This window comes from Flavobacterium marginilacus (assembly GCF_026870155.1).
Taxonomy (GTDB): Bacteria; Bacteroidota; Bacteroidia; order Flavobacteriales; family Flavobacteriaceae; genus Flavobacterium; species Flavobacterium marginilacus.
Genome location: NZ_CP113975.1, coordinates 1203714 through 1226189, shown reverse-complemented (window position 1 = coordinate 1226189; position 22476 = coordinate 1203714). Strand labels below are relative to the sequence as shown.

At 35.7% G+C, this 22476-nt stretch carries 24 protein-coding genes, 3 tRNA genes and 1 riboswitch; of the genes, 14 read left to right on the top strand and 13 right to left on the bottom strand.

Annotated features, from left to right (window positions below):
* Nucleotides 1–6: 6 nt before the first annotated feature.
* Together OZP07_RS05375 and OZP07_RS05370 are read left to right on the top strand one after the other, a co-directional pair.
* Nucleotides 7–396, top strand: coding sequence for an RNA-binding S4 domain-containing protein (locus OZP07_RS05375; RefSeq protein ID WP_100429835.1), 390 nt, complete (start codon nucleotides 7–9; stop codon nucleotides 394–396).
* Between the two features lie 94 nt (nucleotides 397–490).
* The gene (locus OZP07_RS05370; protein WP_281637565.1) at nucleotides 491–991 is read left to right on the top strand and encodes a phosphoribosyltransferase family protein; all 501 of its coding nucleotides are present in this window, start codon (nucleotides 491–493) and stop codon (nucleotides 989–991) included.
* Here the strand turns inward: OZP07_RS05370 and OZP07_RS05365 are convergent.
* Entirely contained in the window at nucleotides 983–1501 is a 519-nt protein-coding gene (locus tag OZP07_RS05365; protein ID WP_194643147.1) for a shikimate kinase, read from the bottom strand. The genes OZP07_RS05370 and OZP07_RS05365 overlap by 9 nt on opposite strands.
* A gap of 126 nt (nucleotides 1502–1627) precedes the next feature.
* Here OZP07_RS05365 and OZP07_RS05360 point away from each other — a divergent pair.
* The 3 genes from OZP07_RS05360 (at nucleotide 1628) to OZP07_RS05350 (ending at nucleotide 1936) form a co-directional block, all read left to right on the top strand.
* A tRNA-Lys gene (locus tag OZP07_RS05360) sits at nucleotides 1628–1700 on the top strand.
* 38 nt (nucleotides 1701–1738) lie between these two features.
* Nucleotides 1739–1811 (top strand) — tRNA-Lys (locus OZP07_RS05355).
* A 42-nt stretch (nucleotides 1812–1853) separates the two neighbouring features.
* Nucleotides 1854–1936 (top strand) — tRNA-Leu (locus tag OZP07_RS05350).
* Between the two features lie 194 nt (nucleotides 1937–2130).
* On the opposite strand, the gene OZP07_RS05345 is transcribed toward OZP07_RS05350, so the two are convergent.
* A complete protein-coding gene (locus OZP07_RS05345; protein WP_281637564.1) occupies nucleotides 2131–2709 on the bottom strand; it encodes an inclusion body family protein in 579 nt (192 codons plus the stop codon).
* A gap of 457 nt (nucleotides 2710–3166) precedes the next feature.
* On the opposite strand from OZP07_RS05345, the gene OZP07_RS05340 reads away from it, so the two are divergent.
* From OZP07_RS05340 to OZP07_RS05320, 5 genes are all read left to right on the top strand, one after another.
* Nucleotides 3167–3502, top strand: coding sequence for a hypothetical protein (locus OZP07_RS05340; RefSeq protein ID WP_281637563.1), 336 nt, complete (start codon nucleotides 3167–3169; stop codon nucleotides 3500–3502).
* Nucleotides 3503–3694: 192 nt separating this feature from the next.
* The gene (locus OZP07_RS05335; protein WP_281637562.1) at nucleotides 3695–4159 is read left to right on the top strand and encodes a (2Fe-2S)-binding protein; all 465 of its coding nucleotides are present in this window, start codon (nucleotides 3695–3697) and stop codon (nucleotides 4157–4159) included.
* Nucleotides 4156–6339: a xanthine dehydrogenase family protein molybdopterin-binding subunit gene (locus OZP07_RS05330; protein WP_281637561.1), complete on the top strand. Its 2184-nt coding sequence runs from the start codon at nucleotides 4156–4158 to the stop codon at nucleotides 6337–6339. Before OZP07_RS05335 ends, OZP07_RS05330 begins: the two co-directional genes overlap by 4 nt.
* Before the next feature lie 156 nt (nucleotides 6340–6495).
* Nucleotides 6496–7257 carry a xanthine dehydrogenase accessory protein XdhC gene (gene xdhC / locus OZP07_RS05325; RefSeq protein WP_281637560.1) on the top strand — a complete coding sequence of 254 codons (762 nt, stop codon included), beginning with the start codon at nucleotides 6496–6498 and terminating at the stop codon, nucleotides 7255–7257.
* Nucleotides 7247–7873 carry a nucleotidyltransferase family protein gene (locus OZP07_RS05320; protein WP_281637559.1) on the top strand — a complete coding sequence of 209 codons (627 nt, stop codon included), beginning with the start codon at nucleotides 7247–7249 and terminating at the stop codon, nucleotides 7871–7873. The genes xdhC and OZP07_RS05320 overlap by 11 nt, the downstream gene beginning before the upstream one ends.
* Nucleotides 7874–7922: 49 nt before the next feature.
* Here OZP07_RS05320 and OZP07_RS05315 read toward each other — a convergent pair whose 3' ends face one another.
* The 4 genes from OZP07_RS05315 to OZP07_RS05300 all read right to left on the bottom strand — a co-directional run bounded on the left by OZP07_RS05315 (nucleotide 7923) and on the right by OZP07_RS05300 (nucleotide 10172).
* On the bottom strand, nucleotides 7923–8462 hold the full coding sequence (locus OZP07_RS05315; protein ID WP_194643160.1) for a GFO_1091 family lipoprotein: 540 nt from the start codon (nucleotides 8460–8462) through the stop codon (nucleotides 7923–7925).
* 1 nt (nucleotide 8463) lies between these two features.
* Nucleotides 8464–8991, bottom strand: a complete 528-nt coding sequence (locus tag OZP07_RS05310) for a DUF4252 domain-containing protein (RefSeq protein WP_194643162.1) — start codon at nucleotides 8989–8991, stop codon at nucleotides 8464–8466.
* Between the two features lie 235 nt (nucleotides 8992–9226).
* Complete coding sequence (locus OZP07_RS05305) at nucleotides 9227–9676, bottom strand: PG0215 family putative anti-sigma factor (RefSeq protein ID WP_281637558.1); 450 nt, start codon at nucleotides 9674–9676, stop codon at nucleotides 9227–9229.
* Nucleotides 9663–10172, bottom strand: coding sequence for an RNA polymerase sigma factor (locus OZP07_RS05300; protein WP_281637557.1), 510 nt, complete (start codon nucleotides 10170–10172; stop codon nucleotides 9663–9665). The genes OZP07_RS05305 and OZP07_RS05300 overlap by 14 nt, the downstream gene beginning before the upstream one ends.
* A gap of 122 nt (nucleotides 10173–10294) precedes the next feature.
* Between OZP07_RS05300 and OZP07_RS05295 the strand changes: the two genes are divergently transcribed.
* Nucleotides 10295–11740, top strand: a complete 1446-nt coding sequence (locus tag OZP07_RS05295; protein ID WP_281637556.1) for a GFO_1087 family putative carboxy terminal peptidase — start codon at nucleotides 10295–10297, stop codon at nucleotides 11738–11740.
* Nucleotides 11741–11938: 198 nt separating this feature from the next.
* Here OZP07_RS05295 and OZP07_RS05290 read toward each other — a convergent pair whose 3' ends face one another.
* From OZP07_RS05290 to OZP07_RS05260, 7 genes are all read right to left on the bottom strand, one after another.
* Nucleotides 11939–12997 (bottom strand): YncE family protein, encoded by a 1059-nt coding sequence (locus OZP07_RS05290; RefSeq protein ID WP_281637555.1) that lies wholly within the window; start codon nucleotides 12995–12997, stop codon nucleotides 11939–11941.
* A gap of 4 nt (nucleotides 12998–13001) precedes the next feature.
* Nucleotides 13002–14855 carry a TonB-dependent receptor plug domain-containing protein gene (locus OZP07_RS05285; protein ID WP_281637554.1) on the bottom strand — a complete coding sequence of 618 codons (1854 nt, stop codon included), beginning with the start codon at nucleotides 14853–14855 and terminating at the stop codon, nucleotides 13002–13004.
* A 31-nt stretch (nucleotides 14856–14886) separates the two neighbouring features.
* Nucleotides 14887–15222: riboswitch (cobalamin riboswitch) on the bottom strand.
* Nucleotides 15223–15317: 95 nt separating this feature from the next.
* Nucleotides 15318–15854: an alpha-ribazole phosphatase gene (cobC, locus tag OZP07_RS05280; RefSeq protein WP_281637553.1), complete on the bottom strand. Its 537-nt coding sequence runs from the start codon at nucleotides 15852–15854 to the stop codon at nucleotides 15318–15320.
* Nucleotides 15839–16636 carry an adenosylcobinamide-GDP ribazoletransferase gene (locus OZP07_RS05275; RefSeq protein ID WP_281637552.1) on the bottom strand — a complete coding sequence of 266 codons (798 nt, stop codon included), beginning with the start codon at nucleotides 16634–16636 and terminating at the stop codon, nucleotides 15839–15841. Before OZP07_RS05275 ends, cobC begins: the two co-directional genes overlap by 16 nt.
* Nucleotides 16637–16796: 160 nt before the next feature.
* Nucleotides 16797–18473, bottom strand: coding sequence for a nicotinate-nucleotide--dimethylbenzimidazole phosphoribosyltransferase (gene cobT / locus OZP07_RS05270; RefSeq protein WP_281637551.1), 1677 nt, complete (start codon nucleotides 18471–18473; stop codon nucleotides 16797–16799).
* A gap of 112 nt (nucleotides 18474–18585) precedes the next feature.
* A complete protein-coding gene (gene cobU / locus OZP07_RS05265; RefSeq protein ID WP_281637550.1) occupies nucleotides 18586–19095 on the bottom strand; it encodes a bifunctional adenosylcobinamide kinase/adenosylcobinamide-phosphate guanylyltransferase in 510 nt (169 codons plus the stop codon).
* 40 nt (nucleotides 19096–19135) lie between these two features.
* Nucleotides 19136–19498: a DUF5522 domain-containing protein gene (locus OZP07_RS05260; protein ID WP_194643185.1), complete on the bottom strand. Its 363-nt coding sequence runs from the start codon at nucleotides 19496–19498 to the stop codon at nucleotides 19136–19138.
* Between the two features lie 97 nt (nucleotides 19499–19595).
* Here OZP07_RS05260 and OZP07_RS05255 point away from each other — a divergent pair, with 97 nt between their 5' ends.
* The 3 genes from OZP07_RS05255 to OZP07_RS05245 all read left to right on the top strand — a co-directional run bounded on the left by OZP07_RS05255 (nucleotide 19596) and on the right by OZP07_RS05245 (nucleotide 22447).
* Nucleotides 19596–20738: an ABC transporter substrate-binding protein gene (locus OZP07_RS05255; protein WP_281637549.1), complete on the top strand. Its 1143-nt coding sequence runs from the start codon at nucleotides 19596–19598 to the stop codon at nucleotides 20736–20738.
* 65 nt (nucleotides 20739–20803) lie between these two features.
* Nucleotides 20804–21832, top strand: coding sequence for an iron ABC transporter permease (locus OZP07_RS05250; protein ID WP_281637548.1), 1029 nt, complete (start codon nucleotides 20804–20806; stop codon nucleotides 21830–21832).
* 201 nt (nucleotides 21833–22033) lie between these two features.
* On the top strand, nucleotides 22034–22447 hold the full coding sequence (locus tag OZP07_RS05245) for a GxxExxY protein (RefSeq protein ID WP_281637547.1): 414 nt from the start codon (nucleotides 22034–22036) through the stop codon (nucleotides 22445–22447).
* Nucleotides 22448–22476: the final 29 nt, after the last annotated feature.

Genomic DNA, 22476 nt, shown 5'->3' with positions numbered 1-22476 from the left:
AAATTCATGAGAATAGACAAATATTTATGGTGCGTTCGGTATTACAAAACCAGAAATATGGTTACCGAAGCCTGCAAAAAAAACCATATCACGGTAAATGGTATTGTCGCCAAGCCATCAAAAGAAGTTTTCCCTACTGATAAAATCACTTTTAGAAAAGACCAGATCACACAAATCATTACTGTACTCGACATTCCTGAGAACCGAGTTGGCGCCAAACTTGTTGACATTTATCGAAAAAATGAGACTCCCGCCGAAGCTTATGCTCACTTAGAATTATTAAAATTATCGAAAGAGCATTATAGAAAAACCGGAACTGGAAGACCCACAAAAAAAGACCGAAGAGATATTGATGAATTTGGAAACGACATTCCAGACGAAGATGAAACAGATTAAAATTCGCCACTAATTTTCTTGTTTAGAACCAGAATTAATTACATCAATTTCGTCTAACTTTTTTATCTTTGAAAAAACAAAACAAAAATACGCCATGAGCAAAAATATAATCCTCACCAATCAGCAGATAGAACACACCACTAAAAGAATAGCATACCAAATCTATGAAACTTTTGTTGAGGAAGAAGAAATTGTGATTGCTGGAATTACTGACAACGGCTATATTTTTGCAGAAAAAATTGCTCAGGCATTCAGTACAATTTCTACGATCAAAATTTCGCTTTGTGAAGTTCATACCGACAAACAAAATCCTGAAAAACCAATAACCACTTCTTTACCTAAAGAAGAATACAGCAATAAAGGCCTAGTACTGGTAGATGACGTTCTGAGCTCTGGAGCCACATTAATATATGCTGTAAAACATTTTTTAGACGTTCCCTTAAAAAAGTTCAAAACCGTTGTTCTTGTTGACAGAAACCACAAAAAATTCCCGATTAAGGCCGATTTTAAAGGAATATCACTTTCTACTTCGCTATTAGAGCACGTTGACGTTGTTCTTGACAGCAACGGCAACAGCTACGCCAGTTTAAGCTAACAGGTTTAAAATATCATTTATCGTTTCTCCAATAGTTTTATTATCAACATTCACTTTATGCTGTGCGTGATTGTAATAAAAACTTCTGTCAAAAAGATGCTTGGCTATAAACTCCTTCATCTCTTCATCCGTTTTATCCGCAATAAGCGGTCTCTTGCTTCTATTGGCCGCTAATCTGTTAAATAGTGTCTCAATAGATGCTTTTAAATAGATTGACACCACATCATCCCCTATTAACAATTCATGATTATTAGCATAACAAGGTGTACCTCCTCCTAAACCAATAATAATTTCATCAGGCGAATTTAATAATTCAAGAAAATAAGTATGTTCTAATTTTCGAAAATGAATTTCGCCTTGAGTATCAAAAATCTCTTTTATGGACATTTTTGCTTTTTCTTCGATGTATTCATCCAGATCGATATATGGAATTGATATCATTCCGGAAAGTTTTTGGGCAATTGTAGACTTACCGCACCCCATATAACCCAATAATATAATTTTTTTCATTTGAATAAGACCTTACAAATTAAGGCATTAAGATTATTTGTTTAAAAAAGACAAATTTATAATAATTTTGCTTGGAATCTTCGAAAAAAAGTCCTTATATTTGCACCCGCATTCAAGAAACGAAATGACTCGATAGCTCAGTCGGTAGAGCACATCACTTTTAATGATGGGGTCCTGGGTTCGAGCCCCAGTCGGGTCACAAATTATGTGATCAAAGCATAAGTTTCTTGAATCAATGACTCGATAGCTCAGTCGGTAGAGCACATCACTTTTAATGATGGGGTCCTGGGTTCGAGCCCCAGTCGGGTCACAAAAGGTCGAGTAATTTATTACTTGGCCTTTTATTTTTTACGGCCACGTGGAGAAACGGTAGACTTGCCATCTTGAGGGGGTGGTGCTCGTAAGGGCGTGTGGGTTCAAATCCCACCGTGGTCACATTTATATCTTCATTAAATCAAAAAACGCCTTATTTTACAGGCGTTTTTGTTTTTCAAATTATTTTTATACCCGCCATATTTCGGATCAGGTTCAAAATATAAATGACAAACAGTAAAATGGCTATAATAAACAGATGTTCTAGATAGCCATTCTTTTATTTTATAGGAATTTGATTGTCTTTTTTTTACAAATTACCCTTTAACTATAATTGTTGGATCCCATACAAAATAGCCAAACAGCTTCATTGCTGCAGAAGCTCTGTCTAAAGTATAAAGAGCAAAACTAATATTATACTGCTCCGTTCCGCTCGTAATCACATCAGCCTGATAAAACCAATAAGTCATTGTATTTACGAACTGAACAGGAAGAGGAGACACACCTACAGACGGCTGAACTCCTGGCGCAGTAAATACTTTGGATGTAAAATCCCCGAACACATTTGAACCGCCAAATTTCTGCACATTGTACATTATAACGGCACTATTGAAATTGTCATACTCTGATACCGCATTAAATCGAACGACATCCCCAACAAGGGCATTAATCACTAAGTCAGCTGTACCGCTTCCTGTACTTCCTGTCAAATTAGAACCTACCATATATTGGTATTGATGTCCTATTCCTGTTGGGTTTGCAGAATCCTTACTTCCGCCGTTGGGAAAATCATTTTGGATCTTATCCGTATCAATGATTATTTGAATGTTGGTAATTTGTGCAACATTGTTTAATGCTGCTTCTAAAACTTCTGCGTTTTTTAAATTTGAATCCATCTTAATTAAATTTTGATTTTTGCCTACTCATTTTTTCAGTTTTTCGGCTTCCGCTGATGTTATGATTGCAAGACTAAAATTAAAATAGTCCAGCAAACTTAAACAGAGTATAAATACCTAATTATCAAGCAAGTATAAATACGCACTCAGCAATTCTACAGCCAATGTGTGGGTAAAAAATAGATTCCTGTTAATTCTGATTCAAACTTCTAGTTTCTTTAAATCATTTAATACAATTACTAAAAAATTTCTAATATTCTAATAAAAGGGTCACTTTTTTTGCACATATAAAACTCATATACTAATAAGCATTGAAAAGAACTATTCATTTTTTCTACTACTTTTTTTATTTCAAACACTTTTTTTATTATCTTCCCCAAAAAAAGCAAATAACCAATATAACAAACTTATTTACAGTATTTTATAAGTATATTTCTATCAAAAAAACGAATACTTTATGAGAAAATTTTTAAGATCTTTAAAAAACAGTCCAGCCCCCATTTTTAGCATTGCTTTTATATTTTTTTTCTGTTTAAATGCTAAATCTCAAACTGTTAAATTTGATTCTGTAAAAAAACAAAAATACATACTCGTAGATGTCGAGAAAACTTACGAACGAATTGTAGATAAAGGTTATGAATCTGCCGAAATGTTTGAATCATTAGGAAATTATTATTACGAGAACAATAATCTTAAAAAATCAAAACTGTACTTTGACAGATTGTTTGGCAAATACAGCTTGTCTCAAATTTCATCAAAAAGTATAGAAAGATATAAATTGATCAAAAAATAACATCTTTCAGACAGGTTAATTATTCTTGTCTGTATAAAATCTTTGTCAAAAGAACAGCAGCTAATTCTTAACTGATTGACTGCTGTTTTTTTTATGCCATTTTCTTACCCATAGATCTTTCTGAAAATTAAATTAGAAATAATAAAAAATATCATAACTTTCAGCTTCTTAATTTCAAAATTTGAAAACCAAATGGTCACACTGCTCATAAATAAAAAGAAATACACTATTGATGCTGATCCAGAAATGCCTCTGCTTTGGGCTATCAGAGACAGTATTGGACTGACTGGCACCAAATTTGGATGCGGAATAGGCGCATGCGGAGCCTGCAAAGTACTCATAGATAATGTTGCATCCTATTCCTGCCTGACTCCCGTTTCGATGGCTGTAGGCAAAAATATTACCACTATTGAAGGGACTTCAGAAAATTTACAATTACTGCAGAAATCCTGGGAAAAATTCAATGTTCCCCAATGCGGTTATTGCCAGCCGGGACAATTAATCACGGCTGCTTCTCTGCTCAATTCTAACAAAAACCCTTCTGATACTGATATCGATGATGCAATGAGCGGTAATATATGCCGCTGCGGTACATACCAGCGCATTAAAAGTGCCATCAAGCATACTGTAAAACTTAAAAAACAGCGTAAGTCATGAGTGAAATTCAAAATGTAAGCCGCAGAGTTTTCATCAGAAACATAGGATTAGCATCAGGCGGTTTAATCTTAGGATGCAATTATAATTTATTTTCAAAAGATACTGAAACGGGAAATTCTACAGAATTCAATCCCAATCTATTTGTACAGTTAAATTCAGATGGAAGTCTTATTATCGTTGCTTCCCGTTCTGAAATGGGTAACGGCGTACGAACTTCATTAACCTCTGTAGTTGCAGACGAAATGGAAGCCGACTGGAGTAAAGTTTCGGTTAAACAAGCAGTTGGTGATGTAAAATACGGAGACCAAAATACAGATGGCTCCCGAAGTGTAACCGGTTTTTATGACACCATGCGAAAAATGGGTGCAATGACCCGAATGATGCTTATTACCGCTGCCGCAAAAAAATGGCAGGTTCCAGAAAGCGAATGCACTGCCCAAAACCACTTTATTATTCATTCCAGCGGTAAAAAAATAGGTTATGGAGAATTAGTTGATATAGTTACAACACTGCCTGTTCCAACAAACATTACTTATAAGGATCCAAAAGACTTTAAATACATTGGCAAAAATTTAAAAAGCATTGACGTAAAAGATTTTGCAAACGGAAGCGCTGTATTTGGGATAGACAAACGTTTACCCAATATGAAAGTTGCTGCCATAGCCAGATGTCCTGTTACTTTTGGCACTGTCAAATCTTATGACAAAACAGCTGCAATGAAAATCAAAGGCGTGGAAAATGTAATTGAAATTCCAAAAATCGATAAACCATTTGGTCCCTTGGGAGGTATTGCAGTTATTGCGTCCAATACATGGGCTGCGTTTAAAGGAAGAGAGGCGCTGGAAATACAATGGAATTACGGTAAAAACGAGAGTTATGATTCGGAAGCATACATGACCGAATTAACTGAAAGAGTTCACAAACAAGGAAAAGTCGAAAAAGAAACCGGAGATGTAAACAAAGCTTTTAGCGAAGCTGCAAAAGTTGTCGAAAGCACTTTTCAATTGCCGCATTTGGCACATGCTCCCATGGAAGTTCCTAATGCTGTGGCCTGGGTTCAGGGAGACAAATGCGAAGTCTGGGCTCCGACTCAGTCTCCGCAAAGTGCACAGGAAGAAGTTGCTGCATACTTGAACACGACTCACGATAAGGTTACTATAAATGTTACTTTTTTGGGAGGCGGTTTTGGCCGAAAATCAAAACCCGATTATATTGTAGAGGCTGCTATAATTTCAAAAACTATTAATACTCCTGTACAAGTAGTCTGGTCTCGGGAAGACGACATCAAGCATGGCTATTATCATACTGTAAGTGCACAATACATGAAAGCATCCCTGGATGCAGAAGGCAATGTAACGGGCTGGCTTCATCGCTCTGCTTTTCCTACAATCATGTCTACTTTCAGGCCTGGAACTGATTATCCGGCAGGATGGGAAGCTTCCAGCGCTGCTGATGTTCCTTTTGAAATAAAAAACTTAAAAATCGAATCGGGACAAGCTCCCGCAATGGTGAGAATTGGCTGGATGCGCTCTGTAATTAATATTCTTCACGGATTTTCCATCAATGTATTTGCCGATGAACTGGCTTATGCAGCCAAACAAGACCCGTTAGAATTCCGCCTCAAATTAATAGGAAGTGATCGTATAGAAGATACCAAAAATCCTATAAAATACAATACAGCACGTTTAAAAAATGTCTTGAAACTAGCCGCAAAAAATGCCAATTACAACAAACCATTGCCCAAAGGTCATGCTTTTGGCTTGGCTGTGCATTATAGTTTCAATTCCTACGTAGCTTCTGTTGTCGAAGTATCAATGGCAGATGACAAAATAAAAGTTCATAATGTATATACTGTTATTGACTGCGGAACAGCAGTCAATAAAAACACCATAACATCACAATTGGAAGGTGCAGCTGTCTTTGGAATGTCAATCACCTATTACGGAAAAATAACTGCTAAAGATGGCGCTATTGAACAAAACAGCTACAGCGACTACCGAATGATCCGTATGAATGAGGCCCCAAAAGTACATGTAGAAATTGTTGAAAGCACCGAAAAACCAACAGGTGTAGGTGAACCAGGAGTTCCTGTAATTGCTCCTGCCATAATCAATGCTGTGTTTAAACTAACAGGAAAACGATATTACAATTTACCTTTAAGCGATTACGATTTAGTATAAATTATTTATTTGGGCGTTACCACAAGGGCCGGGCTGTCCGCTATATCTTTATTGCCGAACCCCGGCAATAAAGGATGCCGCTCCCATCCCTAACGCAATAACAGCACTGAATAAAATTTAGTGTAACAACAAAAAATTAAAACGAATATCTATTTAATGAACAACTGGATTGAACTATTACAGGAATTTAAAACCCAAAAAAAGCCTGTGGCATTAGTTACTGTTACTAAAATTCTTGGTTCAGCTCCCTGCAGAATAGGTTCAAGAATGATTGTAACACCACAAAAAGACTTTTTTGGAACCATTGGCGGCGGAAAATTAGAATTTCAGGTAATCGATGAAGCAGTCCGATCAATTCGGGAAAATAAAATTTTAGAATGCTCTTATACACTTGGACCAGAATTTGAACAATGCTGTGGCGGAAAAGTAGAACTAATTATCGAACCCATGAATCAATCCCCTGAATTATACATTTTCGGAGCCGGACACATCGGCGTGGCTATCTGCCAGGTTTTAAAAGACACTCCTTTTTCTATCACACTTCTTGATACTAGAGAAAACTGGAAAGAAACTATCGAAATTGACGCTGCAGTTAATTACAGTGATACGCCTTTTGATTTTTATAAGCAAACTGTAAACTGGGGACCAAACTGCTATGTGGTGATATTGACTCACGATCACAGACTCGATTTTGAAATAACGGCTTTGGCACTGCATGAAAAAACTAAATATATCGGCTTAATTGGCAGCAAGACCAAGAAAAACAAATTCAACAATATGCTGATAAATGAATTGAATTTTAAAGCAGGAATCTCACCTGTCCACTGCCCTATCGGGTTAGATCTAGGCGGTAATTCTCCCAAAGAAATTGCCATAAGCATCGCATCAGAATTACTGAAAGCTTATTATGAAAAATGATACCGTATTTGTATTATTGGCCGGAGGCAAATCCGAAAGAATGGGAACCGCAAAAGGACTGCTTCCCTACCAGAACAGCTATTGGATTTTGGAACAAATCAACCGGATTTCAGACACAGCAATAACAGAAATCTACATCGGATTAGGATATAACTCTCAAGAATACGCAAACAAAATCCCTTTATTAAATGAAGCACAGCCGGAGTTTGTTTTTTATAAAAAGATTAAAATTAGAGTGATTATTAACAAAAGTCCAGAACTGGGATCATTCTCAACGCTCCAAACTGTTTTACAGCAAATACCAAAAAACAAATCGGTATTGATAAATCCTATTGATATTCCAATATTAAATACAGCCGAATTACAGTCTATAATCGGAACTCAAAACCAAATTGTACTTCCCAATTTTGAAGGCAAAAATGGACATCCCATAAAATTACATCCTGACTTTTGGAATCCATTAATTCAATTAGATCCAGCCGATAAAAACAGCCGATTGGATTTAGAAATCAAAAAAACAAATCCTTCAGGAATAACAACGATTACAGTAACTGATTCATCAATTCTAAAAAACTTAAATACTCCAGAAGATTGGGCGGTATTTTCTAAAACATAAAAAAAACGTCTCAAATATCGAGACGCTTTTTTCAAAATTAAATTCAAACCTATTTCTTAATCAATTCCTGCAATGGCTTTAACTGTTCCAAATCAATTTTTGATTCTTTCAAAACCGAAATCATATTCATAATATTTGTAGGATTCATGTCTTTTCCTAACACTCTGACGATTGCAAAACCGGCATCGTTTTTATTGGCAAAAAACACAAATTCATTAATATGGTCATCATCACCCACATAAGTAACAGAAGCGCCCTGCTTTCCTGAACTAAACTTCATCAGCTGCTGATACTTTGGATCCTTTAGAATCTGGTTCACTTTAGCACGTTCTGCCTCAAACTGTGATTTATTCTTATCATTCAATTTGAAAGCCAAAACATTAATTTTTTCAAAGGAATGCAGTGCTTCACTTTGTACCGCTGTCAGTTTGGCTTTATTAACATCCAAAATATCCGATGAGATATCCAGGGCAATGAAATCCTTGTTCTCTGTGTTTTCTACAAAATATTTTTGCAGAGATGGCTCAGAATTACAGCTCCCAAAAAGCAGACTGCTTAACAATGCAATTATATATAATGCAAGTTTCATTTTACTTTTTGCCTTTAGTTGCTTTCTTCAGGTCATCTCCGCCGGGAATTCTCATTTTGTCTGTCAAAACCGAAATCTCATTCAGATCAAAATCACCTGTCAGCGACATCAAGACCGTATCATCGCCGGCACCTCCTTCAACAAACATCAGCAGCTCTTTTATCTGACTGTCTTTTGCTCCGGATTTTACCATAATTTTGACATTTTTGCCTTTATCATTTATACGCATTAATTCTTCCAGACCAGCAGTTTTAATATACTTATCGGCAGTTGTTTTCATTTCGCCTTCCACTTTAGAATTTTTAGTGGTAAACACTTTTAAATTATCCAATTTCTTAATCAGGTTCATGTATTGCTGCGCTTCCTTATCAGAGGTATCAACTTTTACTTTACTCATCAGTTCAAACATTTTCTTGTTTACAACTATTGAGGTTACTTCCTCCTGACCATCGAACTTATCGAATGCCGTCTGGGCAAAAAACGGACTTGACACTAATACTGCTGCTAATATTATTATTAACTTCTTCATTTTATTTGATTTAATGATTATTTTTAAAATTCAATTCAACTATTTGGGCCGGAATGCTCTAGAATCACTCCCGCTTTATTTTCATTATTTTATTTCAGCTTATATTTTAAAATATTTTGGGCGTGTCCCTTCGTAAAAACTCCGGGTCGGGCTGTACGTTCCCCCTTCCCGATAAAAAATCGGGAGAGCTCCACTGCCATCCCTCACGTAGAACCAATTCATCAGTATTTCCTCTTTAATCAAGAAACACCTTATCTTTAGTCACTTCGTATACCTGAATATACTGCATTCCTTCGACACCTGCATTTACATTATTGGACAGCATAGCCAATGCTTTTTGGGTAGCTTCAAAAGCTTCTTTGGGATTTTCATAAGTCCCTAATTCATTATTCACTTTTTCTTTATCCGAATTAAAATAAGCATAAGTTCCTGCTCCCAGCAAAACAGCAATAGATGCTGCTGCCGACAGCCATGCTATTTTTTTCTTTTTAGAAATCAGCGGTATGGCTTTCTCAAAATTTTCATTTTTTGCTTCTGCAAAATACCCAAATAAAGGCTTATATTGTTCCAAATGAGGCGCAGTATTTGGTGAAGAAAAATAGTTTTTCAACTCGTTCTCTTCGGCAATACTTGTTTCTCCTTCAAAGTACTTTCCCAAAAGTGCTTCTATTTTATTGAACTCCATAACTGTGTGTTTTTAACATGTATTCTCTAATTGTTTTCCTTGCTCTGGAAAGTGCCACTCTTACGGCAGTTTCATTCATCTCTGTTATTTTTGCTATTTCCGAAAATTCGCATTGCTCAATATCCCTCAGCTGAATAATTAACCGCTGCTGTTCCGGCAATTGGCTAATGATTTTTTCAACCCAGTTTAAACTATCATTATCCTCAACTTTTCTGTCCAAACCTGGTTCGCGGTCTGTAAAATTATTGTGCACAATTTTAAGATTACCGGCCCGTTTTGATTTTAGCTGATCCAGACAATAATTTTTGGTCATGGTCATCGCCATCGCTTCGACACTATTATAAGTATCTAAATTTTCGTTTTTACTCCATAATTTTACCAAAATTTCCTGAGTAGCATCTTCTGCTTCCTCAGTGCTCACCAGCAATCGTTTAGCCAGCCGAAACAGCTTGTCCTTAAACGGATTGATTAAAAGCACAAAGTCCTTTTGGTTCATAAATATGATTTTATTAATCTGGTTATATAATCAAGACGAGCCACTATATTTTTTGTTACAAAAAAAAATTAAATTAAACTAAAGTTAGTATTTTTACGTTGTAGATCTACAACAAAAACTATATGAAGACATCTTTCAAAGTTACATTATTATTATTTTTAGCACTTTTTATTTTTCAGAGCTGTGAAGACAACGATGATGTCGCTCCTCCAGCCAGTCTGGAAGTTAATGACTTTATATGGAAAGGCCTTAACCTGTATTATTTATGGCAGGCCGATGTCCCTAATCTTGCAGATAATAGATTTGCCAATCAAACCGAGCTAAATGATTTTTTAAAAGGATATACAAAACCCGAAGATTTATTCAATGCTCTTCGAGTTGCCCCGTCAATCGATCGATTCAGCTGGATAGTAAGTGATTATTTAACACTCGAAGGCCAGCTTCAGGGAACTACAAAAAATGACGGTGTCGACTTTGGTCTTTATCTTAAAGCTTCCGGCTCTACTGAAATATTTGGCTGGGTTCGCTATATAATACCCAATTCGGATGCTTCTGCCAAAAACATAAAACGCGGTGATATTTTTTATGGTGTCAATGGGACACAGCTTACCACAAGCAATTACCAGAGTTTATTATTAAATGCTGAAAGCTACACTCTCAACTTAGCTGATTATAATAATGGTGTCATTACCCCAAACGGAAAATCAGTAAGCCTGACAAAAACGGTGCTTAACGAAAATCCAATTTTAATCAATAATGTTATTGAAACTGGCGGACACAAAGTAGGATATTTAATGTACAATGGTTTTTATCCAAACTACGACACACAATTAAATGAGGCTTTTGCTTCACTAAAATCAAAAGGTATTACTGATTTAGTCTTAGATTTAAGATATAACAGCGGAGGATCCATTCAATCATCTACCCGTTTGGCCAGTATGATAACAGGACAATTCACAGGCAAAGTGTTTTCGAAACAAAGATGGAATGACAAAATCAATTCCTATTTTGAATCGGAAGACCCAGAGGCTTTAAAAAATTTATTTACAAGCACTGTAGGATCTGCTCCATTGAATAGTTTAAACCTTACCAAAGTGTATATTTTAACTACAAAAAGTACTGCTTCTGCCAGTGAACTGGTAATAAATGGATTAAAACCATATATCAATGTAGTTCAAATTGGCGATATTACAACTGGCAAGAATGTCGGATCTATAACTGTCTATGACTCTCCTACTTTTGGCAAAGAAAACAGAAATCCAAATCATCGTTATGCCATGCAGCCTCTTGTTTTGAAAATCGTAAATGCAGATGATTCTGGAGACTATTTTAATGGCTTAAACCCAACTTATGCTCTAAAAGAAAATTTAGCAAATTTAGGTATACTAGGAACAGCTTCTGAGCCTTTACTGAGTACAGCAATTGGAAAAATTACAGGAACCGCCAAAATGGTTAAGAAAACAGAAGGAAAGACATTTCCATATTTTCAAGATGCAAAATCTATTATTGGACAAAACCAAATGTATGTTGAAAAAGTCCCGGCTGGGCTTTTAAAATCTTTGGAATAGTATAGTATTAATAGAAATGATGAATAAACAACATTATCATTCTATTCAGATTAAAACAAACAACTCAATCAAAAAAGGCTTTCATCACTGAAAGCCTTTTTTTTATTCAAAAACAAAATTACAAATACGTTGATTAATCTAATAGAATACCACAACTATTAAACCACAATCGTATTATGTTTTATTACAAAAAATGTATTAATTATTAAAATAAAACCCGTTTGGTCCTACTCCGACAGTTAATTCTTTTTGTAAAGTTCCAGTTAAATTATAAATATAAGCTTTACTGTCTGCTTTGTAATCACCGCTGTCTGCCAAGTAAATACGATCATTATTAACAGCAAAACCATATAAATTAGCAATCGCAGAAACAGTTACAATCGGTGTAGTTGAAGCCGCTGTCGCAGTAGTGCTTATTCCATAAACTGAATTATACACTGTATAATAAATTTTATCATTATATATATCCAAAAATCCTGCTCCGTCTAAAGCTTCAGGAAATGTAATTTTAGAAGTTGTTTTATCAGATAATTTCACTTTTACAATTTCGCTTCTGCTTCCGTAAGGACCTCTCAAAATATATAGAACCCCGTCTTTCTCCTCCATTGTATCAGCACTTAATCCGATTGTTACTGCAGTTTCAACCGTTTTTGCTGCAATATTTACAATCGATAATTTATCGCTGTTATAAGGCTCTGTGATATACAATTTACCATCCTTTTCTATGATTCTGTTGGCTGTTGCGTTTACATTGATTTTAGACTCATATTTATTAGTTGCCAAGTCAATAACAGCAACATAATCATCGGTGTTGCCAGGAGCATCCGCCGAAGCTCCCCAGTCTGCATAAGTGTTGGCATTAGTTACATACGCTTTACCATCTTTTACCACACCATATCTTGGATTTTTAAGTCCAGTATCAATTTTTGCTATTAACTTGAATGTATATCTATTAACAACATTTATAACATTGGAACCGCCGGCTATGATATAAGCATTATCTCCGTTAAAAAATATATTTTGAGCATATTTTCCAAGCAGGTCACTTCCATTTGCTGCTGTATATGTATCTTTTGTAAAAACACTGAAATCATCGCTGGAAAATGATACTGTTCCCTGACCAGCACTTCCTTCATTTAGGATAAAAAATCCATTATCATAAACTCCTTTTGGATCGTTGCTGTTATCATCGTCATTTGAACAAGAAACAAATAACGAAATACCAAACGCTATTAAAAGTAATTTACTAATCTTCATAATATTAAAATTTTAAGGTTAAATACATATTGAAATTTCGACCTGGCATAGGTCTGCTTTCCAGACTTTCATAATTTTCATTGAAAATATTTAAAACCTGAAAGCCCAGTTTAAAAGAATTCAAGAGCTTGAAATCATAATCAATGCCCAGATTGGAAATCATATAATCGTTTATAATTTCGTCTGGATCATTATCAGCTCTGGTATAAACAAAACCATTGTACAAAAACTGATAATATGCGGTTATTTTACTTCTTGAATACGAAACCGAAGCGGTTACTTTATCAAAAGGAACAAAGAAAAGCTGGTTTCCTGTTTGGTCATCTTCCGATATTGTATGGGCGTATGAAGCATTGGCTCCGAAATTATTCTTCCCGAATTGTTTCTTCCAGCTCAATAAAGTTTCAGCACCATAACTATTAACTTTGTCTTGATTTTGTGGAGTCCAAATACCATTTTTGCCGGGAACCCATTGCAGTAAATCTTTAATTTTGATGTAATAGAAAGTCTGGGTAAGCGAAATACTGTTGAAAGTGAACACATTCCCAATCTCAGCCTGATAGGAACTCTCTGGCTTCAAATTAGGATTTCCGCCCGGCTCCCAATACAAATCATTAAAGGTTGGTATCCTAAAATTTCGGGATACATTCAATTTAAAATTGTACAGTTTGCTAAATTGATACGAAGATCCCAAAGAGAACAAAATAGGCGATTCGTAATTGTTTGTAAATTCTTTTCGAATGCCAAATTCATTTTTCCAATTAGCGAAAAAATCCTGTTTTACCAATAATGACGCTGAACTAATTTCGCGGATATGATTTCCAAAACCAGTTCCGTAACCATTGGTTCTATTGTAATCCAAAATTCCATTTACTTGGGTTGATTTAAATAATGTATATCCAAAATCGGCTTTGGTTATAAGACTTTCCGTTTTTCCGTAAGTATAGTCATTAGTAGAATTATCAGCAAAATATTGATAGTTTTCAAAAATATAAGCGGTTTTTAGATTTGTGGTAAATCTGCCAAAATTCCCGTCATATTCTAATAAATTACGGTTAAACCCATTAACGTATTTACTTTTCATTTCCGTTTCCGTAACCAAAGAAGTATTTCTGTCGGTGTTTGACGTTTGGCTATATAGTTTAAGAATATTTTTATCATTAAGCTTATACCCTAAATTAGCGTTCACAGTTATTATTTCATATTCTCCATTTTGATTCCAGCGCTGTTCGCCTTTCCAAGTATATTTGTTTAGATATTTATAATCATTTGTCGAACTGTTTTTCGAGAAGCCAATTTGAGTACTCCATTTTTCAGTAGCAATATTGGTTTTATAATTAATTCCGATCGTATTAAAACTGCCATAATCCAGTTTTAAATTAGTGTCAAATCGTTTATAAAACCCCAAATCATTGTTCAAATGAACTGTTCCGCCAATTGCCCCACTGCCATAAAGAATGCTTCCGCCCCCGGCTTTTACGGTTACTGAATTATAATCAGAACCCGAAATGGTATTAAAATCAGTACTCCCGTTCATTTGCGAATTAATATTGATTCCGTTCCAAATTACGGCAGTCTGTGAAGAAGTTGTTCCCCTAAAGGAAACCGTTGAGAGCATTCCGCGCCCGTATTCCTTGAAGTAAAGTGTAGAATTAAAATTTAATAAATCAGTCAGTAAAGCTTCATTTTTATTGATAATGGAATCATTGAGTTTTAAAACCGACTGTGAATTGGAGTATTTTTTAAGATTTGCATCCGAAACTACAACTTCCTTTAAGTTGTTTATAGAGTCATTCTGTGCCGAAACGAATTGGCACGATAAAGCAAAAAGGCTAAAAAGTAGTTTTCTTAATGTCATAATCTCTGAACCTTTTTTCCCGAAAGTTCGATATTTGTTAAGAAAAAAGGCAGGTCTCCTGGCTTGCGTCTTGTTGTTTGCCTTCCCATCTTAGATTTCAGATTTTTGAGTTTAGATTTTAGATTGAATCTAAAATCTGAATTCTAAAATCTACAATTTAAAACAGTGGCTTTGTAGATAACAACAAGCTTGATAGCTTACAGTTGCGGGAACAGCGCAAGATTTTTGAATTTTGATGTTTGATACTTGATTTCAGATATTAAATTCTGAAATCAAAAATCGTTAATCAGCAATCTTCAATCACTTGCTTCCCTTTTAATGTGCTTTCACAAAAAGTAAAAACACAACCTTAATTCGAGTGCAAATATAAAGTTAAAAATATCGAAAACTAAAATTAATGAGACATTTTAATTCCAATAAAAACATAACAAATTGTTTAACAAATAATTAAAAACACAAGTTTTACATTTCAACTTTGATTACAGCACCATAATCCAATGGTGTTTTGAAAGCTTCCTGCAGGGGAAGATTGTTTATTTTGCACAAAATGCTTCGAATAACTCCCGAATGCGCCACGATGATAATTGGTTTAGAGTGCATTTTCGAAATGCCATTGTCCAAAAATTCACGAACCCTTGAATCCAATTCCACAAACGATTCTCCGTTAGGCACATTTACGGTGACAAAATCTTCCATCCAAGGATCCAAAACTTCACGGGGAATAGCATCCCAACTCATTAATTCCCAATCGCCAAAATGCATTTCCATCAATCTTGAGTCTTCAATAATGGAATCAATTTGAGTATTTTGCTGAATATATTTCGCCAAAATAGCACAGCGTTGCAACGGACTGGAATACAAAACTGCTTCCTGTGGCAATTGCTCCAAAATTGATTCAAAAATAGCTTCATAAGGCTCCCGAATCCCAACATCACTCTGACCGTAGCAAATTCTTTTCTCACAAACCGTTTCGGTGTGACGGACTAAATAAACTTCCATATTCCAATAATTGACAGGTAAAAAATCACTTCACACACTTGTTGGGTCGCTCCTAAACAATCTCCGGTATAACCGTCAATCCATTTTTGAAAATAGCGGGCAAGAAAAAAGCGAGCGATAAAAACAGGTAGTAAAACCAACAATATTTGCCATTGAAAAAACGACAAAACCACAAGTGGCAGTAATCCAAAAAACAAAGCACCTGCCACTTCTTTCCAAGTGAAATTTTGGGCAATGGGTTTGCTCTTGCTCGAAGCGTCTTCTCTAGAATATTGATGAGTAAAAACTATTGAAATTGCAGACAAACGACTAACTGAATGGGCGGAAACAAAAAGGAGTAGATTGAAGATTGAAGATTGAAGATTAACGATTTCTGATTTAGAAATTGCATTCGAAATTGCCTCAAACTTCAATAAAAACAACAAAACCAAACCGATAGCCCCATAAGCCCCAATAGCGCTATCTTTCATTATCAAAAGGATTTTCTCTTTTGTCCAACCGCCGCCAAAACCGTCACAAACATCGGCAAAACCATCTTCATGAAAAGCTCCGGTTGTCAAAATTCCGCCAATGATTGCAAGAATTACAGCAATTTCATTGGGAAATAAAATCGCTGATAAATAATAAACCGTAAAAGAAATTCCGCTCACAATCCAACCAATCAACGGAAAATAACGAGAGGCTTTATTTAAATATTCAGGATCGTGGTCTATGTTTTTGGGACACGGAATTCGGGTGTAAAACATTAATGCCGTGAAAAATATATGTAATTGTTTTTTCATTTTTTTTATTTTTTTGTTGGTAGAGACGTTGCAATGCAACGTCTCCACGCAATGCAACGTCTCCACGCAATGTATATCAGATTTCGGTATAATAATATTAGGCAAAACGTTGTGTAAAAATGTTGGCGGAGACGTTGCACTGCAACGTCTCTACGCAAATTTACGAACGGCTGACACCGGCAGATTCAAAACTCGCCATTTCATTCAAAAAACTAACTGCCGACTGTATAATCGGAAACGCCACGGCACAACCCGTTCCCTCTCCCAATCGCAAGTCCAATTGCAACAAGGGCTGAACATTCAGATAATCCAATATTTTTTGATGTCCTTTCTCTGCCGATGAATGACAGAATATCGTGTTTTCTTTCACTGATGGGTTCATTTTGTATGCAATTAAAAATGCTACTGAAGAAATAAAACCATCCACCAAAACGAGCATGTTATTTTGTTTCGCCTGAAGCATTCCGCCTGCCATTTGCAAAATTTCAAACCCTCCAAAATACGCTAATTTGCTTTGCAGATTATTTGAACCTTTATAATTTTCGATGGATTTTTTCAGGATATCTTGTTTTTGAATCAGTTTTTCATCAACAACGCCTGTACCTTGACCAACACAATCTTCTATCGGTAATTCCAAAAGAATACTCATCAAAACGGAAGCCGTGGACGTATTCCCGATTCCCATTTCGCCAAAACCGATGCAGTTGCAACCCGTTTCAAAAACCGAATTCACTACTTCCTTTCCTTTGGCAAAACACAAATTCAATTCGGTTTCACTCATTGCTGAAGTATGTAAAAAAGATTGTGTTCCCTTTCCTATTTTGGCCGAAATCAAATTGGCATTTGTCGGAAAATCATAATTGACTCCTGCATCCACTATGGTTAAGCCAATATTATTTTGTCTGCAAAACACATTGATTCCTGCCCCGCCTTCGAGAAAATTAGTCACCATTTGTCGGGTAACATCCTGCGGATAGGCGCTTACACCGTGATTGGCAATTCCGTGATCGCCGGCAAAGACTGCTATGTGAGGTTTTGTTATTTTGGGTTCCAATGTTTGGAAAACAGTTCCTATTTGTTTTGCAAGAATTTCTAAAACGCCAAGCGAACCTAATGGTTTGGTCTTATTATCAATTTTTTGCTGAAGTGCTTCACTTATTTCTGGAGTAATTAGCTCTAAATTGAAGTGAGATTGCTTCGTTCCTCGAAATGACTCAGACGTTGAAACTAAAATCTCCTCAACAATTGGCTTTTCGGCTTTTTGTTTCCAATTCAATTGTTGAAGCATTGGTTGATTACCATAATCGGTGGCGGGTTTACCTACACAGAAATAGCCCAATGGTTCAATATGTTCAGGCAATCCCAAAAGCTGTTTGAACTGATAATAATTTAAAATCGAAACCCAACCCATCGAATAACCTTGCTCTGTCAATGACAGCCAAATATTTTGTGACGCACTGACTGCGCTAAACTTTATCGCTTCATTGCTTCCGACAGTTCCTATGGTAAACTGATTCAAAACCGAACGGTCATAGCAAATTACCAATCCGAGTGGTGCTTCTTCAATAGCTTCGAGTTTTAAAGCCTGATACTGCTTTTTTTGCAACTCATCATCGGTTAATTTTGATGCCTTGTGATCGTAATCCAAAAACAGTTTTTTCACCTCCTTTTTAATTGCATCCGATTTTATCAGATAATACCTTGTAGCATCTGTCAAACCTACTGATGGAGCATGATGTCCCGCTTGAAGTGCTCTTTGAATTACTTCTTCCGGCACTTCATCTTGTGTAAAATGGCGTGTGTCTCTACGGGATTTTATGATTTCATCTAATGTCATTATATGCAGTATTTGCGTTAGGGATGGTAGTGACATCCTTTATTGCCGGGGTTCGGCAATAAAGATATAACGAACAGCCCGACCCTTGTGGTAACGCCCAAATTTATAAAATCTATCCTTTAATCTTTACCGGAATTCCGGAAACCATCAACACAACAGTTTCGGCTTTTTGGGCGATGTATTGGTTCATCCAACCTTGAAGTTCCGTGAATTTCCTGCCAATATGTGTTTCGGCATGGACTCCCATCCCTATTTCGTTGGTCACTATGATGATGGTTGCGCCTTCCTGTTTTGCAATGGCGTCCAATTCGGCTTTGGCTTGTTCCAAACTTAGGGCAACATCATTTTTGGTATCCACAAAAAAATTAGTCAGCCAAAGCGTTACACAATCAACAATGGCAACTTTTCCGGAAAAATCAATTTCGCTCAAATGTTTTTCCTTTTCCATATTCACCCAACGCCCGTCACGATCTTTTTGATGGCGGTCAATACGTTTTTGGAAATCGTCGTCCCATTTTCTCGCGGTTGCCACATACATTGGTTTTTCGGACAATCCTTTAGCTAAATTCTCGGCATAACTGCTTTTTCCTGAACGCTCTCCGCCCGTTATTAAGTAAATCATTTAGTGTTTATTGTTAATCGTTTGTGGTTAATGGTTACAATTAATAAGGGCAATGCGTGCAATCACTTTTACAGCAATATCCTCGTTTGAGATGAAACCAAGGTTTAAAAACATAGTTCCCGTCTTCAAAATAATAATCAATTCCCTCAATTATATTTACGGTTTCGGGCAATTTTGAAGCTTTGTTTCCAATGGCAGTTTCAGGGGTTATGGTGGCTACGAACTCGTCTATCTTATCAGAACAGGCTTTTTTGAAACAAGTCGGACAAAGACAATCATCAATATCAAAAGGATTGAAAATAGGCGGAAAATCATTGCACCAACACGTTTCACCTTGAGGAGTATCTCCACAATTAAAGGGCTTTTGACAGGCCGAACAATGCTTCTCTTTTATAACATTCATTTTGTAAAGATAGCGTTTGTCTTAATTTTTTAGTGCAAAAATTAAACAAGAAATTTATAATTTACTATACCTTTGCCTTCATCGAAAAAAATAGTCTATGCGATTTTCAATCTACAAAGTTCTTTTAATCAGTGTTCTTTTTTCATTTATAGGATGCAAAAAAAATGAAAAAAGCGAAGTTCAAAATGATGCCAACACTCCAAACAGTATTCAATACGCCAAAAGTTTAGCCATTCACAAACACAACGGCTATACTGTGGTAACTGTCTCGAATCCTTGGCCGGAAGCGGTTACAGATTTCACTTATATTCTAAAAGAAAAAGACGGAATTGTTCCGGACAGCCTAAAAAAATACCCTGAAATTTCCGTCCCGCTGAAATCTATTGTAGTGACTTCGACCACAAATATTCCGTTTTTAGAAATGTTGGGTGTCGAAAAATCATTGGTTGGATTTCCTCACACGGACTATGTATCATCCGAAAAAACAAGAGCCTTAATTGATGCCGGTTCCGTTAAAAATGTGGGACAAAACGAAAAACTCAATATCGAACAGCTGATTGAATTGTCACCGGAACTTATTGTCACTTTTGGCATTGACAACAACAATCCAAGTATTGAAAATTTACAAAAAAGCGGTTTAAAAGTACTCATTCAAGCCGATTGGATGGAGCAATCCCCTCTTGGAAAAGCAGAATGGCTGAAACTTTACGGAGCTTTATTTGGAAAAGAAAAAGAGGCGGATTCTTTATTTGAAAACATTGTAAAAGAATATAATAATGCGTTGTCATTGGTTGCAAATAAAAAGCCAACTTCGACTGTTTTATATGGTTCGATGTACCAAGACCAATGGTTTGTCGCGAGAGGAAGCAGTTGGGTTGCCCAATTTATGAAAGATGCTAAAGCAGATTATCTTTGGAAAAACCTCGAAGGTACCGGAAGTCTAGGATTGTCGTTTGAAAACATATTAGACAAAGCCAAAACAGCCAACTTTTGGATTGCTACAGGTTCGTTCAAATCGTTGTCTGAACTAGGAAAAGCAAACCCGCATTACGGTCAGTTTGATGCTTTCGCAAATAAAACTATTTATACTTTTGAAGGAAAATTGGGAGCTACCGGCGGTACGGTTTTTTACGAATTATCGCCTGCAAGGCCTGATTTGGTTTTGAAAGATTATATTAAAATTTTTCATCCTGAATTGCTTTCGGATTATGTCTTTACTTTTGCGACAAAACTGAATTAAAAACCTCACCCCGACCCTCTCCAGAGGAGAGGGAGACTAAACCGAATATCTATAAATCATTATAATTGATCAATCAAAAACGAAATACAATCTTATTCTCATTGCTCTTTTTGGGGCTGATCATACTGTTTTTTGTGAATATCAGTTTGGGATCGATTACGATACCTTTCAAAGAGGTTTATACTAGTTTGACAGGCGGTCAAGCGAGTAAATCGACTTGGGAATACATCATCATCAATTATCGTTTGCCCAAAGCTATTACGGCAGTTTTGGTCGGAATGGGATTATCTATAAGTGGATTGTTGATGCAGACTTTGTTTCGAAATCCGCTTGCAGGACCTTATGTTTTGGGACTTAGTTCGGGTGCGAGTTTAGGTGTTGCTTTTGTGATATTAGGCGCAGGTGTGTTGCCTTCTTTTTTGAGTGGCATTATATTATCGCCATACGGAATCGTTTTGGCTTCAACTCTTGGAAGCACTTCTGTATTATTATTGGTTTTATTGGTTTCGCAACGTTTGCGGGACACCATGGCTATTTTGATAGTGGGACTGATGTTTGGTAGTTTTACCAGTTCGGTTGTTGGGGTTCTTACTTATTTTAGTTCGGCCGAACAATTGCAGAAATTTACTTTTTGGTCCTTGGGGAATCTCGGTAATTTATCATGGACATCCATTCTCATTTTAACAATTTGTGTATTATTTGGTTTATTTCTCAGTTTACTTAGTATTAAACCCTTGAATGCATTACTATTGGGCGAAAATTACGCTAAAAGTATGGGATTGAATTTCAACAAAGCCCGACTTGTGATCATAATTGCAACGGGAATTTTGGCGGGAAGTATAACGGCTTATGCGGGACCGATTGCGTTTGTTGGATTGGCTGTTCCCCATATTGCCAAGTTAGTGTTTCAGACTAGTAACCATACTGTTTTATTTTGGAGTACTTTGCTTTTTGGAGCCGGAATTATGCTGATTTGCGATGTGGTTTCACAAATGCCGGGAATGGAAATTACGTTACCAATTAATGCCATTACTTCGATTTTGGGTGCACCAGTTGTTATTTGGTTGTTGGTTCGAAAAAGGAATTTTAGGTAAAGCATAAAATAATTTAAACACATAGAAACATAGATTTTATAGTTAATCTCTAAGAAATAAATAGAAATAATATTATTTTTCACATACATTAATTGTGTAAAAAAGAAAACATTTCTTAAACTCTTTTAAATCATCAAAAAAAATTATAACTATGTAATTAATAATAATTTCTCAAAAAGTTGCATTAATAAACTATAATAAATGATTACTCAAAAATTTTTAGATGAATTAACATACGAAATTATTGGTTCAGCTATCGAAGTCCATAAATCTATTGGCAAAGGATTACTCGAAAGTGTATATCATCAATGTATGATAGAAGAATTATCCCAAAGAAAAATAAATTTTCACACAGAGATGAATATTCCAATTATTTATAAAACAAAAAAATTAACAACGAATTTCAGATGTGATTTATTTATTGAAAACTGTATAGTCTTAGAATTAAAATCTGTATTGGAAATGAATTCAATATTTGAGGCTCAGATTCTAACCTATATGCAACTTTTAGAAGCTCCTAAAGGAATAATCATAAATTTCAATTGTCATAACATTTTCAAAGAAGGACAAAAAACTTTTGTGAATGATTTTTTTAAACTTCTTCCTAAACAATAATAATCTATATAAAACACCATGGCTACAGA

Excerpts from the sequence above, each read along its gene's own strand:
- OZP07_RS05375 (WP_100429835.1), top strand. The coding sequence starts at position 7 with ATGAGAATAGACAAATATTTATGGTGCGTTCGGTATTACAAAACCAGA.
- OZP07_RS05370 (WP_281637565.1), top strand. The coding sequence starts at position 491 with ATGAGCAAAAATATAATCCTCACCAATCAGCAGATAGAACACACCACT.
- OZP07_RS05365 (WP_194643147.1), bottom strand. The coding sequence starts at position 1,501 with ATGAAAAAAATTATATTATTGGGTTATATGGGGTGCGGTAAGTCTACA.
- OZP07_RS05345 (WP_281637564.1), bottom strand. The coding sequence starts at position 2,709 with ATGGATTCAAATTTAAAAAACGCAGAAGTTTTAGAAGCAGCATTAAAC.
- OZP07_RS05340 (WP_281637563.1), top strand. The coding sequence starts at position 3,167 with ATGAGAAAATTTTTAAGATCTTTAAAAAACAGTCCAGCCCCCATTTTT.
- OZP07_RS05335 (WP_281637562.1), top strand. The coding sequence starts at position 3,695 with ATGGTCACACTGCTCATAAATAAAAAGAAATACACTATTGATGCTGAT.
- OZP07_RS05330 (WP_281637561.1), top strand. The coding sequence starts at position 4,156 with ATGAGTGAAATTCAAAATGTAAGCCGCAGAGTTTTCATCAGAAACATA.
- xdhC (WP_281637560.1), top strand. The coding sequence starts at position 6,496 with ATGAACAACTGGATTGAACTATTACAGGAATTTAAAACCCAAAAAAAG.
- OZP07_RS05320 (WP_281637559.1), top strand. The coding sequence starts at position 7,247 with ATGAAAAATGATACCGTATTTGTATTATTGGCCGGAGGCAAATCCGAA.
- OZP07_RS05315 (WP_194643160.1), bottom strand. The coding sequence starts at position 8,462 with ATGAAACTTGCATTATATATAATTGCATTGTTAAGCAGTCTGCTTTTT.
- OZP07_RS05310 (WP_194643162.1), bottom strand. The coding sequence starts at position 8,991 with ATGAAGAAGTTAATAATAATATTAGCAGCAGTATTAGTGTCAAGTCCG.
- OZP07_RS05305 (WP_281637558.1), bottom strand. The coding sequence starts at position 9,676 with ATGGAGTTCAATAAAATAGAAGCACTTTTGGGAAAGTACTTTGAAGGA.
- OZP07_RS05300 (WP_281637557.1), bottom strand. The coding sequence starts at position 10,172 with ATGAACCAAAAGGACTTTGTGCTTTTAATCAATCCGTTTAAGGACAAG.
- OZP07_RS05295 (WP_281637556.1), top strand. The coding sequence starts at position 10,295 with ATGAAGACATCTTTCAAAGTTACATTATTATTATTTTTAGCACTTTTT.
- OZP07_RS05290 (WP_281637555.1), bottom strand. The coding sequence starts at position 12,997 with ATGAAGATTAGTAAATTACTTTTAATAGCGTTTGGTATTTCGTTATTT.
- OZP07_RS05285 (WP_281637554.1), bottom strand. The coding sequence starts at position 14,855 with ATGACATTAAGAAAACTACTTTTTAGCCTTTTTGCTTTATCGTGCCAA.
- cobC (WP_281637553.1), bottom strand. The coding sequence starts at position 15,854 with ATGGAAGTTTATTTAGTCCGTCACACCGAAACGGTTTGTGAGAAAAGA.
- OZP07_RS05275 (WP_281637552.1), bottom strand. The coding sequence starts at position 16,636 with ATGAAAAAACAATTACATATATTTTTCACGGCATTAATGTTTTACACC.
- cobT (WP_281637551.1), bottom strand. The coding sequence starts at position 18,473 with ATGACATTAGATGAAATCATAAAATCCCGTAGAGACACACGCCATTTT.
- cobU (WP_281637550.1), bottom strand. The coding sequence starts at position 19,095 with ATGATTTACTTAATAACGGGCGGAGAGCGTTCAGGAAAAAGCAGTTAT.
- OZP07_RS05260 (WP_194643185.1), bottom strand. The coding sequence starts at position 19,498 with ATGAATGTTATAAAAGAGAAGCATTGTTCGGCCTGTCAAAAGCCCTTT.
- OZP07_RS05255 (WP_281637549.1), top strand. The coding sequence starts at position 19,596 with ATGCGATTTTCAATCTACAAAGTTCTTTTAATCAGTGTTCTTTTTTCA.
- OZP07_RS05245 (WP_281637547.1), top strand. The coding sequence starts at position 22,034 with ATGATTACTCAAAAATTTTTAGATGAATTAACATACGAAATTATTGGT.